This window comes from Rhodoferax sp. (assembly GCF_028689305.1).
Lineage (GTDB): Bacteria > Pseudomonadota > Gammaproteobacteria > Burkholderiales > Burkholderiaceae_C > Rhodoferax.
In genome coordinates this window covers 1-11,191 of sequence record NZ_JAQTWM010000102.1, presented here as the reverse complement: position 1 = coordinate 11,191, position 11,191 = coordinate 1, and the positions used below count along the sequence as shown (strand labels likewise).

Annotated in this window: 13 protein-coding genes; 1 reads left to right on the top strand and 12 read right to left on the bottom strand. The window is 61.7% G+C overall.

Annotation, left to right across the window (positions count from 1 at the left end; all coding sequences use genetic code 11):
• The 6 genes from PHW99_RS16065 to PHW99_RS16040 form a co-directional block, all read right to left on the bottom strand.
• Window positions 1-632, bottom strand: a 632-nt coding sequence (locus PHW99_RS16065; RefSeq protein WP_300179859.1) for a serine hydrolase domain-containing protein, incomplete at its 3' end; no start/stop codon positions are given.
• A 75-nt stretch (window positions 633-707) separates the two neighbouring features.
• The gene (locus PHW99_RS16060) at window positions 708-1,364 is read right to left on the bottom strand and encodes a TetR/AcrR family transcriptional regulator (protein WP_300179856.1); all 657 of its coding nucleotides are present in this window, start codon (window positions 1,362-1,364) and stop codon (window positions 708-710) included.
• Between the two features lie 57 nt (window positions 1,365-1,421).
• A complete protein-coding gene (locus PHW99_RS16055; protein ID WP_300179853.1) occupies window positions 1,422-2,426 on the bottom strand; it encodes an ABC transporter substrate-binding protein in 1,005 nt (334 codons plus the stop codon).
• 64 nt (window positions 2,427-2,490) lie between these two features.
• Entirely contained in the window at window positions 2,491-3,369 is an 879-nt protein-coding gene (locus PHW99_RS16050; RefSeq protein WP_300179850.1) for an ABC transporter permease, read from the bottom strand.
• Window positions 3,366-4,259 (bottom strand): ABC transporter permease, encoded by an 894-nt coding sequence (locus PHW99_RS16045; protein ID WP_300179847.1) that lies wholly within the window; start codon window positions 4,257-4,259, stop codon window positions 3,366-3,368. The genes PHW99_RS16050 and PHW99_RS16045 overlap by 4 nt, the downstream gene beginning before the upstream one ends.
• Window positions 4,252-5,079, bottom strand: coding sequence for an ABC transporter ATP-binding protein (locus PHW99_RS16040; protein ID WP_300179844.1), 828 nt, complete (start codon window positions 5,077-5,079; stop codon window positions 4,252-4,254). Before PHW99_RS16040 ends, PHW99_RS16045 begins: the two co-directional genes overlap by 8 nt.
• Before the next feature lie 216 nt (window positions 5,080-5,295).
• Here PHW99_RS16040 and PHW99_RS16035 point away from each other — a divergent pair, with 216 nt between their 5' ends.
• Complete coding sequence (locus tag PHW99_RS16035; protein ID WP_300179842.1) at window positions 5,296-5,760, top strand: methyltransferase; 465 nt, start codon at window positions 5,296-5,298, stop codon at window positions 5,758-5,760.
• Window positions 5,761-5,769: 9 nt separating this feature from the next.
• On the opposite strand, the gene PHW99_RS16030 is transcribed toward PHW99_RS16035, so the two are convergent.
• The 6 genes from PHW99_RS16030 to PHW99_RS16005 form a co-directional block, all read right to left on the bottom strand.
• Window positions 5,770-6,411 (bottom strand): glycine zipper 2TM domain-containing protein, encoded by a 642-nt coding sequence (locus PHW99_RS16030; RefSeq protein WP_300179838.1) that lies wholly within the window; start codon window positions 6,409-6,411, stop codon window positions 5,770-5,772.
• Window positions 6,412-6,548: 137 nt separating this feature from the next.
• Window positions 6,549-7,652, bottom strand: coding sequence for a sulfate ABC transporter ATP-binding protein (locus PHW99_RS16025; protein ID WP_300179835.1), 1,104 nt, complete (start codon window positions 7,650-7,652; stop codon window positions 6,549-6,551).
• Between the two features lie 13 nt (window positions 7,653-7,665).
• The gene (cysW, locus tag PHW99_RS16020) at window positions 7,666-8,580 is read right to left on the bottom strand and encodes a sulfate ABC transporter permease subunit CysW (protein ID WP_300179832.1); all 915 of its coding nucleotides are present in this window, start codon (window positions 8,578-8,580) and stop codon (window positions 7,666-7,668) included.
• Entirely contained in the window at window positions 8,577-9,458 is an 882-nt protein-coding gene (gene cysT, locus PHW99_RS16015; protein ID WP_300179829.1) for a sulfate ABC transporter permease subunit CysT, read from the bottom strand. The genes cysW and cysT overlap by 4 nt, the downstream gene beginning before the upstream one ends.
• Before the next feature lie 80 nt (window positions 9,459-9,538).
• On the bottom strand, window positions 9,539-10,537 hold the full coding sequence (locus PHW99_RS16010; RefSeq protein ID WP_300179826.1) for a sulfate ABC transporter substrate-binding protein: 999 nt from the start codon (window positions 10,535-10,537) through the stop codon (window positions 9,539-9,541).
• Between the two features lie 99 nt (window positions 10,538-10,636).
• Window positions 10,637-11,188 (bottom strand): alpha/beta hydrolase, encoded by a 552-nt coding sequence (locus PHW99_RS16005; RefSeq protein WP_300179862.1) that lies wholly within the window; start codon window positions 11,186-11,188, stop codon window positions 10,637-10,639.
• Window positions 11,189-11,191: the final 3 nt, after the last annotated feature.

The following is an 11,191-nucleotide window of genomic DNA, read 5'->3' as shown; positions in this document are numbered from 1 at the left end:
TTTTGCTGCATGTGCTGTGCAAACGGCACGCCGCTGCGTGACTGAACCGCCGCCCCGAGCAGGGAAATGCCGATGTTGGAATAGGAGAAAACCAGGTCAGGCGCATAGGCCAAAGGCTGGCCAGCGACGTCATCCACCAGCGAGGCAAGCGACGCGGGCTGCGGCGTTTGAAACCCTTTGAGCCGGTCACGCGGTAGCCCCGAATGGTGGGTCATGAGCTGGCGCGGCGTGATCATCGATGACGCCTGCGGCGCCTTGGACGTCAACGCTGGCAGGGCGTGTTGTACCGGTTTGTCAATATCCAGCAGGCCACGTTCTGCCAATTGCAAGGCAGCGACATCGGTGAACAGTTTGGAGATGGAGCCCACCCGGTACAGGGTGTCGGCGCTGGCAGGAATACCCTGTTCCACGTCGGCAAAACCAAAGCCCTGCGCCCAAACCACGCGCTGGTCGTCTACCAGGGCCAGGCTCAGGCCGGTGACCTTGTTCTTGGCCATTTCGTGCTGCACCAGGCGGGTGACATAGGCTTGGGTTGAGGCCAGGTCGTCGCGAGGGACGCTGACCGGGCGCGTCGGCGCCGCTGAACAGCCGGCCAGTGCCGAGACAACGATCGCAAGAGAAAACAGCTTCATCACGGAGAGGGAGAATGATTTTGGAGCCGCCATTATTCAGCGCCAAGCTTTGAATTGGCTTTGAGCGGCCAGCCCTTACGTCAGCCCGCAGCCACGCAATATCAGTGTGACCACGTGTTCAGTGGCCCGGGTCTGGTCTTGAGCGGTCAACTCCTTGTGCCCGAGTACGGCGCACACCTGGACTTCAAAGTCGGCATAGGTTTGGGTAGCTGCCCAGATGGTGAAAAACAGGTGCACCGGGTCGACTGCCGCCATGCGCCCATCACGCACCCACTGGGCAATCACCTCGGCCTTGGCCAGGACCAGTTTGCGCAAGTCGGTGGCCAGCAGTGTCTGGACCACCGGTGCGCCGTGCAACAGTTCGTTGGCAAACACCCTGGAGGCGTGAGGACGCTGGATCGAGAGGGCCATCTTGGCGCGGATGTAGGTTTCTATCGCGGTTCGGGGATCTGCCCCGGGCGTGATGACGTGGGTGGGCTCCAGCCAGTCTTTCAGGGTCTGCGCCAGCACATCACGGTACAGCGCTTGTTTGGAGCCAAAGTAGTAATGCAGGTTGGCCTTGGGCAGCGCCGCCTCTTCGGCGATGGCGGCCATGGTGGCGCCGCCAAAACCGGCCCCGGCAAACACCCGCTCGGCGGCAGCCAGAATGCGTGCCTCATTGGCCTGGCGGATCTGGCCTTTGGCAGCATCGTCTGCTGCACCGGCCATTTGTAGGGTAGAGCGTAGTGGCATGGTGAAAAAAGGGGCCTTACCCGTCAGGACAAGGCCCCTGGGGTTGAATGCCGCCAATTATTTGGCGGCAGCTTCCCAGATGACATGCGAGTAAGCAGCTTTGCCCGGGTCTTTCTTGATCACCGGGTCACTGCCACCAGCCAGCAACACTTTGACAGTGCGCTCATAGGCAGCAGGCTCCAGGTAACCAATCTTCTTGGTGCCGGCGTTGGTGATGAGCTTGGCCACGTTTTCCATCTGGCGCTTTTGCACCTTCAGGCTGGCGCTGCCGGACGTGTCAGCAGCGACCACGGCCTTGGCGGCACCTTCGGGGTCTTTCACCGCAGCGTCCCAGCCTTTGAGCGTGGCCTTGAGGAACTTGCCCATGCGGGCCACAAAGGCCGGGTCTTTCAGGTTGGATTCCAGCACGTACAAGCCGTCTTCCAGCGTGGCCACGCCTTCTTTTTCATAGAAGAAAGTGACCAGGTCTTTTTCCTTCACACCGGCGTCCACCACTTGCCAGTACTCGTTGTAGATCATGGTGGAAATACAGGCGGCCTGGTTTTGCAGCAGCGGGTCGACGTTGAAGCCTTGCTTCAAGATCTTGATGTCAGAGTCGGTCTTCAGGCCGAGCTTGCCCATCCAGTTGAGGAAGGGGTATTCATTGCCACCATACCAGACACCCAGGGTCTTGCCCTTGAAGTCCTTGGGGCTGGCCACGCCGCTGGCCTTCTTGCAGGTCAGCATCAGGCCGGACTGGTTGAACACCTGAGCCACGTTCACCAGGGGCACACCGGCTTCGCGGGCAGCCAGGGCCGAAGGCATCCAGTCCACCACGATGTCGGCCTGCTTGCCGGCAATCACTTGCGTGGGCGCAATGTCGGGGCCACCGGGTTTGATGGTCACGTCCAACCCGGCATCTTTGTAAAAGCCTTTGGCTGCGGCCATGTAGTAGCCCGCAAACTGGGCTTGCGGCACCCACTTGAGCTGCACGGTGACCTTGTCGGCGGCCAGTGCGCCAAAACCGGCGGTGGCCATCACCACAGCCAGCAGGCGACGGGTGAACTTGGAAGAACGAATCATTGGAAAGCTCCTTCTAGGGGTTGATGAAAAGCGCAACAGACATTGACACACAAACAGCGCGAACTCACCCTTCGCGCACCGAGGGGTGCCAAAACGCCGCACGGCGCTCCAGCTGGACAAGCAAGGCATAGGCCAGGGAACCGGTGACTGCCGCCACCACAATCGCCCCCCACACCAGCGACATGTTCATGCGTGCCGCCTCGGTGGAAATGCGAAAGCCCAGACCCGAGGTGGGTGAGCCAAAAAACTCGGCCACGATGGCACCAATCAAGGCCAGCGTGGCGTTGACTTTGAGAGCACCAAAAATGAACGGCAGCGCCGCAGGCAGGCGCAACGCCAACAGCGTGCGGGTGTAGCTGGCAGCGTAGCTGTACATCAGCTCGCGCTCCAGCTTGCCCGAGGCTTTGAGCCCGGCCAAGGTGGACACCAGCATGGGAAAGAAAGTCATCAGCACGACCACCGCCGCCTTGGACGGCCACTCAAAACCGAACCACATGACGGCAATGGGAGCCACGCCCACCAGCGGGATGGCACTGGTGAGTGAGGCCACGGGAAGGAGGCCGCGTTGCAAAAAGGGCAGGCGGTCAATGGCCACGGCCACCCCAAACCCCAGACCGCAGCCCAGTGACCAGCCGATCAACACCGCCTTGAGCACGGTCTGCACAAAGTCGCCCCAGAGTTTGGGGCCATGCTCGGCCATGGAAGCCAGCACCAAACTGGGCGCGGGTAACAGCACACGCGGCACATCCAGCGCGCGCACCAGAATTTCCCAGAACACCAGCACCCAGGCCCCAAACAAGGCAGCCGTGGCCATGCCCACCCAGCGTGCCCCTTGCAACGCGGCCATGCGGTACACGCTGTACCCGGCCACCAGGGCCAGCCCCAGCATGGCAGGCCAGAACCAGGGGGCCACGCCACCGGATACGGATACCACCTCGTTCATACCGCCCCCCTGCTGCGCAAGACCATGCGCTCAATCAGGGCCACCGCACTGGTGAGCGCCAAGCCCAGCAAAGCTGACATCACCAGTGCCGACCAGATTTGGGTGGTTTGCCCGTAATAAGAGCCGGTGAGTAACCTGGCCCCCAGGCCCGCTTGGGCCCCCGTGGGCAGCTCGGCCACCATGGCCCCCACCAGCCCGGCAGCCACGCCCACGCGCAGTGCCGGAAAGAGAAAGGGCAAGGCCGCCGGCAAGCGCAACAACCACAACGATTGCCAGCGGGTGGCGGCATAGGTGTGCATCATTTCGGTTTCAATTTTTTGCGGTGAACGCAGGCCCTGCACCATGGCCACCGTAACGGGAAAGAAACACAGGTACATGGCGATCACCGCCTTGGGTGCCGTGCCGGAAAAGCCCAGGGTGCCCAGAATGACCAGCACGATGGGCGCAATGGCCAGCACCGGCACGGTTTGCGAGGCCACGATCCAAGGCAGCAGCGCCTTGTCCAGCGTGCGGCTGTGCACAATCAGCACCGACAGCAGCAGGCCCAGCGCCGTGCCCATCACAAAACCCAGCAAGGTGGACTGGCCGGTGACCAGCACGTGGTAAATCAGGTTGCGCGGTGAGTCCACCGGCCATTCGGTCAGGCTCTCATAAAAGTCCATGGCCACCTGGTGTGGCGCAGGCATCAGCGGGCGTTCCATGGTCATGGTGGCTTCAAACAGCTGCATCCGGGTGTAACCGGCTTCGGCATCGAGCACACGCTCAATGGCACCGGGCGCGTTCAAGGCCCAGGCGGCCACGTACCAGATCAGCACCACGCTCAACAGCACCACGGCTACCGGCAGCCAGTCGTGTCTAGCGCGTTGCAGCCAGGAAATGGGCTTAGCCATGGTGACCGTCCGCCAGTGCCTCGCGCACTTCGTGGGCCAGCGCCATGAAAGCCGGGGTGTCACGCAAACCCAGGTGTCGTTCATCAGGCAAGGGGGAGTCAATCACCTTGACGATGCGCCCCGGGCGCGGTGACATGACGACGATTTTGGTGGACAGATAAACGGCTTCGGCAATCGAGTGGGTCACAAACACCACCGTGCGGCGCTCACGCTGCCAGAGCTGCTGCAACTGCTCGTTGAGCCGGTCGCGGGTGATTTCATCGAGCGCACCAAACGGCTCGTCCATCATCAAAATCTTGGGCTCAAACGACAAGGCACGCGCAATCGACACCCGCTGCTGCATGCCGCCGGACAGCTGCCAGGGGTATTTGCCTTCAAACCCGGCCAGGCCAACCCGCTCCAGATGCGCTTGGGCAATGACTTTTGCATCGGCCTTGGTGCGCCCCTGAATCTGCAACGGCAAGGTGACATTGGCCAGCACGGTACGCCAGGGAAACAGTGCCGGCGCCTGGAACACATAGCCATACGCTCGCGCCAGCCGGGCTTCATGGGGTGTCACACCGTTGACCAGCACCTGCCCGGCGCTGATCTGCTCCAGATCGGCAATCACCCGCATCAGGGTGGTCTTGCCACAGCCCGAGGGGCCAATGAGCGAGACAAATTCGCCCTCGTGAATATTCAGGTCAATGTTCTCCAGCGCATGCACCGGTGAATCTGCCGTTTGATACACCACACTGGCATGGCGGATTTCGACCGCCAGCCGCCCCCCAGTGGGAGCATTGAGCCGGGACAGGATAGACAAGTCTTCAGAATGGTTCATGTGCGCACGGAAAAAAGAGGGTTGCACCAAAAAGCAGCCTTGCGCGCAAGAAACTAACCAGTTGGTCAACTTATTCTAGAGTCTCAAGCGAGTTTCGTGCCAAATAGATTGCATGGCATGGCGGGTGCCAAGGCCCTCTGGACGAACCGCGTCCACGTGTGTAACAAGCGGCTCTGTGGTGGACAATCCGGGTTTACCCCTTTTGTTGCTGCCTGTATGACGCTGTCTCCCAAACCCCTGCGCCAGCCCGTTGGTGTCCTGCTGGTGACGCTGCAATTTGGCCTGCTGTTGTGGCTGATCGCTCTGGCGGCTTCACAAGGCCGGTTTGCCTGGGGCAGTCTGGCGCTGGCAGCCGGGTCAGCGGCGGTGGGGGGGTGGACGCTGCTGCATAACCGGCCCGGCAATTTCAACATCCGCCCGGCCCCCAAGGCCCATGGTGTGCTGGTGACCAGTGGCCCCTACCGGTATGTCCGGCATCCGATGTACACCGCCGTGTTGCTGGGTGCTGCCGCGCTGGCCTGGCTGGCCGGACCCTGGTTGGCCTGGGCACTGTGGGTGGCCTTGGTGCTGGTGCTGCTGGTCAAGGCCAGCCTGGAAGAACAATGGCTGCGTGAGCACCACTCACCTTACCCGGCCTATTGCTCAAGCTGCCGCCATCGTTTTCTGCCCGGGATCATTTAACGCCACCCGTCAGCGCCCGTGATAGAAATCACGACGGCCGTCGCGCCACGGATAGGACGGATAAGGATGCCGGTTGAAACCGGCGCCGTCATGCAGGGTGACCGGGGGAGGGACCACCACCACAGGCGGTTGGGCATACACCGGCCGCTCCAGGATGGTGACACTGGCTGGCGGCGGCACCACAGCGGCACCGACCGGAGTCACGCTCAACTGGATGGTCGGGCCGGGGTCATTGGGCATTTGCACGCTGTACTGCTTACCGGCGTATTCGTAGACCACGTTGTAGGCCATCGTCCGGTTTTCATAAAAGGTCTGGGTGCTGCAGCGCTGCACGTTTTGCGTCTGAGGTGCAGTGTTGCCTTCAATCCGGTCACCCAAAATGGCGCCACCAAGCAGACCCAGCACGGTCGCCGCCGTGCGCCCGCTGCCATCCCCAATGGCATTGCCCATGGCACCACCGGCGATGGCCCCCATGACAGCACCGGCCCCTGACTTGGGTGGCTGCACCGTCACCTGCTCCATGGTGCATACCTGGCGCGGTACGGCCACTTGCTCCATCACTGGCGTGGCAGAGATCACACGCCCCAGCTCCTGGGCAGCACACAGGGTGCTGGCCACCAGGGCGGCAGTTAACAACAAGGATTTTTTCATGAGGTTCACTTTCGATGACATTGACCGAGGTCCATGTTGTCGCAGCAAACCGGTGGTTTGATGGCCGTTCAGTAAAGCACAGGTAAAGAGTGTGTCCGCCCGCAATGTCATCCGCCGCTGGCGCAGCATCTGCGGCCTCAGGCCACAAACACCCGGGCCCGACGTGGTGTCACCACCACGGTTTCGCCGTCTTTCAGACCCAGCATGGCAAATTGCTGCGCCGCAATCTGGGCCTCAATGATGTCGCTGCTGCCCACAGCCACCGCGTCCAGGGGCAACAGTTCCAGCCGGGCAACCGGCCCCACCACAATGGTGCGCACCAGTTTGGCCACGATGCCACGCGGCTGGTCTGCCACACCGGCACCAGTGGTGTAACGCGTCACCTCCAGATCATGGGGACGCACGTAGGCGAAGGCCTTGGCATCCTGCGCCCCGTGGTGTTCCGGGCTGGCCAGACGCAGACCGTCTTCGTCGGAACCGATGAGCATTTCGCCCTCGTGCGCGCGGCCATGGAACAGGTTCACGTCACCCAGAAAGCCATAGACAAACGGGCTGGCCGGATGGTCCCACACCTCTTGCGGCGTGCCAATCTGCTCCACCTGACCCGCGTTCATCAGCACCACCCGGTCTGCCACCTCCAGCGCTTCCTCCTGGTCGTGGGTCACAAAGATGCTGGTCACATGCAGGTCGTCGTGCAGGCGGCGCAGCCAGCGGCGCAGCTCCTTGCGCACCTTGGCATCAAGCGCGCCAAACGGCTCGTCCAGCAACAACACTTGCGGCTCCACCGCCAGCGCGCGGGCCAGGGCAATGCGCTGGCGCTGCCCGCCCGAGAGTTGCGCCGGATAGCGGTCGGCCAGCCAGTCCAATTGCACCAGGCCGAGCAACTCATGCACTTTCTGCTTGATCACCGCCTCGCTCGGACGCGTCGCCCTGGGCTTCATGCGCAGGCCAAAGGCCACGTTGTCAAACACACTCATGTGGCGAAACAGCGCGTAGTGCTGGAACACAAAACCGACGTTGCGTTCGCGCACATGGGTGTCGGTGGTATCCAGACCGTTGAACAAAATGTGGCCCTGGTCAGCGGTTTCCAGACCGGCGATGATGCGCAGCAGCGTGGTTTTGCCGCAGCCCGATGGCCCCAGCAGCGCAACCAGCTCACCGGACTCAATGTCCAGGCTCACGTCGCGCAGGGCGTGAAAGTTGCCAAAGTCTTTGCTGACGTGACGGATTTCTATGCTCATGATGGTTTACTTGTTATCGGGCAGGCGCCGTGGTCGGCAACGGGGATGCGGTGGGGCGTTCCGGCGGCAACTCGGCTGCGGCCTTCTGGTCGCGCTCAAACTGCCACTCGACCACCGACTTGATCAACAAGGTGAGCAAGGCCAGCAGCGCCAGCAGAGACGCCACGGCAAAGGCCGCCACCGACTGGTACTCGTTGTACAAAATCTCCACATGCAGCGGCAAGGTGTTGGTCTGGCCGCGAATGTGGCCAGACACCACTGACACCGCGCCAAACTCCCCCATGGCACGGGCGTTGCACAAAATCACGCCATAGACCAGACCCCACTTGATGTTGGGCAGCGTCACATGCCAGAAGGTTTGCCAGCCGGTGGCTCCGAGCACCACGGCGGCCTGCTCCTCCTCGGTGCCTTGCGCCTGCATCAACGGAATCAGTTCGCGGGCGATGAACGGAAAGGTGACAAACACCGTGGCCAGGATGATGCCAGGCACGGCAAACACAATTTTGATGTTGTGTTCAGCCAGCCACGGGCCGATCCAACCCTGCGCACCAAACATCAGCACATAAATCAGCCCCGCCACCACCGGCGAGACCGAGAACGGCAGGTCAATCAGCGTGGTCAAAAAGGCCTTGCCCTTGAACTCGTACTTGGCCACGGCCCAGGCCGCTGCCACGCCAAACACCAGGTTCAGCGGCACGGCCACGGCGGCGGTGATGAGCGTCAGGCGAATCGCGCTCCAGGCATCGGGCTCACGCAGGGCCTCCAGCGCGGCAGGCAAACCTTTGCGCAGGGCTTCAGTGAACACCGCCGCCAGCGGCAGCAACAAAAACAGGCCAACAAAAGCCAGCGCCAGCCCGGTCAGTGACCAGCGTACCCAGGTCGGCTCGGTGGTACCGGCATCGGCACGGCGAACGGTGCGGGTGTTCATGATTTACCCCCTGAGCGGCTGCGCTGCCAGCTTTGCAACGCATTGATGACCAGCAGCAGCACAAATGAGAGTCCCAGCATCACTGTCGCCACGGCAGTGGCCCCGGCGTAGTCGTATTGCTCCAGCTTGCCGATGATGATCAGCGGGGTGATCTCGGAAATCATCGGCATGTTGCCGGCAATGAAAATGACCGAGCCGTATTCACCCACGGCCCGGGCAAAGGCCATGGCAAAACCGGTCAGCAATGCCGGCGCAATCGCCGGGAAAATCACATAACGAAAGGTCTGCCAACGGCTCGCCCCCAGGCAGGTGGCGGCTTCTTCCAGCTCTTTTTCCGCGTCTTCCAGCACCGGCTGCACGGTGCGCACCACAAACGGCAGGCCAATGAAGATCAGTGCGATCACGATGCCATTGGGGTTGAACGCCAGCTGGATGCCATGCGGCTCCAGGTATTGGCCAATCCAGCCATTGCCGGCCAGCAGCGCGGTCAGCGAAATGCCCGCCACCGCCGTGGGCAGGGCAAACGGCAGATCCACCAACGCGTCAATGATTTTTTTGCCCGGAAAACTGTAGCGCACCAGCACCCAGGCCAGCAGCAGGCCGCTGAACACATTGACCAGGGCCGCCAGAAACGAGGCGCCAAAGGTCAGCCGGTACGACGCCAGCACCCGCGGGCTGGCCACGGCTGTCCAGAATTCGGCCCAGCTCAGTGTGAAGGTTTTGAACAGCAAGGCAGACAGTGGAATCAGCACAATCAGCGCTAGGTAAAACAAGGTGTAACCCAGCGTCAGATGGAAACCGGGCAACACCCGCCTGGGTGGGCGGGCCGGGGCAGCGTGAGCGGCCACAGGTGAAGCAGGCAGGACGGCAGAGGTCATGGACATCGCATTACAGGGTGGATCACGCCGAAACGACTCCGGCATGGACAGTCAGATGGAGGGGCTGCGATTGGCCGGCTTTATTTGACGGTGTAGATCTTGTCGAACTGGCCGCCGTCATTGAAGTGCACTTTTTGCGCCTCGGTCAGCGAACCAAAATACTCACTCACCGGGAACAGTGTCAGTGGCTTGAAAGTGCTGGCGTACTTGGCCAGGATTTTGGGGTTCTGCGGGCGAATGCCGTGTTTGGCGGCAATCTCCTGTGCTTCATCGGAATACAGATGGTTCAGGTAAGCCTTGGCCAATTCGCCGCTGCCTTTTTTGACCGTCGTGCGCTCCACCACCGCCACCGGGTTCTCTGCAATAATGCTCACCGAGGGGTGAATGGCATCGACCTTGCCGGCGCCAAACTCGCGGTCCACCGACACCACTTCGGACTCGAAGGTGATCAGCACATCACCAATATTGCGCTGCAAAAAGATGGTGGTGGCATCACGCCCGCCCTTGGCCAGCACCGGCACATTCTTGAACAGCTTGCTCACAAACTCAGCCGCCTGCGCGTCGGTGCCGCCGGTCTTGCGCACGTAGCCCCAGGCCGCCAGGTAGGCCATGCGGCCATTGCCACCGGTCTTGGGGTTGACCACAATCACTTTCACGTCAGGGCGGATCAGATCGTTCCAGTCCTTGATGCCCTTGGGGTTGCCGTTGCGGGTGAGGAACAGCATGGTCGAGGTGGTGGGGGCGGCGTTGTTGGGGAAACGTTTGGCCCAGTCAGCCGCCACCACGCCGCTTTTGGCCAGGAACTCCACATCGGTGGTGGTGTTCATGGTGACCACATCAGCATCCAGGCCGTCGTTCACCGCGCGCGCCTGGGCGCTGGAGCCGCCGTGGGCCTGGTCCACCTTGACGTCTTTGCCGGTCGTCTTTTTGTAGTGCGCGACAAAAGCGACGTTGTAGTCCTTGTAGAACTCACGGGACACGTCGTAGGACACGTTGAGCAAGGTCTGGGATGCTACTAATTGTGTAGCTGTCAGGCCAATAAATGCGAGGGCTAAAGCGACTTTTTGTTTGATGTTCATGACAATTTCCGGGGCTTGTTTGGCTGAGGTAATGGATTGTGAAAACAAAGCGTTAAAACTCAAACGACTATTTAGTCCTAAGCTAATACTCGTTTGGTTTTATAGCGATGTGACCGAGAGACATTCCTTGACTTCGTCCACCAGCGACCGGAGCAGCGCCAGGCCCAGTGGCCAGGGACCAAAACCGGCTTCTACATTGATATGGCCGGCACTTTGCAGGCGCACAAATTCGCTGCCCCAGGCCCGGGCATAGGCGCCGGCGGTGCGTACCGGACAAAAGGGGTCGTCGTTGCTGGCCACGATGATGCTGTGGTACGGCAGGCGCTGGTAGGGCACCGGTGCGAAGTCGGCCAGCACACTGCGCCGCTCGGGGTCGGCCGGCGCCACCAACAACGCCCCCCGGATACAGGCGGCGGCCTCGGCGGGCAAATGGCTGGCGGCAATACAGCCCAGGCTGTGGGCAGCAATCACCACCGGGCCGGGCTGCGCCAGGATGGTCCGGGCAATGGACGCCACCCAGGCCTGACGCGACGGGCTATACCAGTCGTCCTGCTGCACCCGCACCGCGCCAGGCAACTGCTGCGCCCACAGGCTTTGCCAGTGGCCGGGACCGGAATCGCGCCAACCGGGAATGATGACGATGGGAACCATGGC

Excerpts from the sequence above, each read along its gene's own strand:
- PHW99_RS16060 (WP_300179856.1), bottom strand. The coding sequence starts at position 1,364 with ATGCCACTACGCTCTACCCTACAAATGGCCGGTGCAGCAGACGATGCT.
- PHW99_RS16055 (WP_300179853.1), bottom strand. The coding sequence starts at position 2,426 with ATGATTCGTTCTTCCAAGTTCACCCGTCGCCTGCTGGCTGTGGTGATG.
- PHW99_RS16050 (WP_300179850.1), bottom strand. The coding sequence starts at position 3,369 with ATGAACGAGGTGGTATCCGTATCCGGTGGCGTGGCCCCCTGGTTCTGG.
- PHW99_RS16045 (WP_300179847.1), bottom strand. The coding sequence starts at position 4,259 with ATGGCTAAGCCCATTTCCTGGCTGCAACGCGCTAGACACGACTGGCTG.
- PHW99_RS16040 (WP_300179844.1), bottom strand. The coding sequence starts at position 5,079 with ATGAACCATTCTGAAGACTTGTCTATCCTGTCCCGGCTCAATGCTCCC.
- PHW99_RS16035 (WP_300179842.1), top strand. The coding sequence starts at position 5,296 with ATGACGCTGTCTCCCAAACCCCTGCGCCAGCCCGTTGGTGTCCTGCTG.
- PHW99_RS16030 (WP_300179838.1), bottom strand. The coding sequence starts at position 6,411 with ATGAAAAAATCCTTGTTGTTAACTGCCGCCCTGGTGGCCAGCACCCTG.
- PHW99_RS16025 (WP_300179835.1), bottom strand. The coding sequence starts at position 7,652 with ATGAGCATAGAAATCCGTCACGTCAGCAAAGACTTTGGCAACTTTCAC.
- cysW (WP_300179832.1), bottom strand. The coding sequence starts at position 8,580 with ATGAACACCCGCACCGTTCGCCGTGCCGATGCCGGTACCACCGAGCCG.
- cysT (WP_300179829.1), bottom strand. The coding sequence starts at position 9,458 with ATGACCTCTGCCGTCCTGCCTGCTTCACCTGTGGCCGCTCACGCTGCC.
- PHW99_RS16010 (WP_300179826.1), bottom strand. The coding sequence starts at position 10,537 with ATGAACATCAAACAAAAAGTCGCTTTAGCCCTCGCATTTATTGGCCTG.
- PHW99_RS16005 (WP_300179862.1), bottom strand. The coding sequence starts at position 11,188 with ATGGTTCCCATCGTCATCATTCCCGGTTGGCGCGATTCCGGTCCCGGC.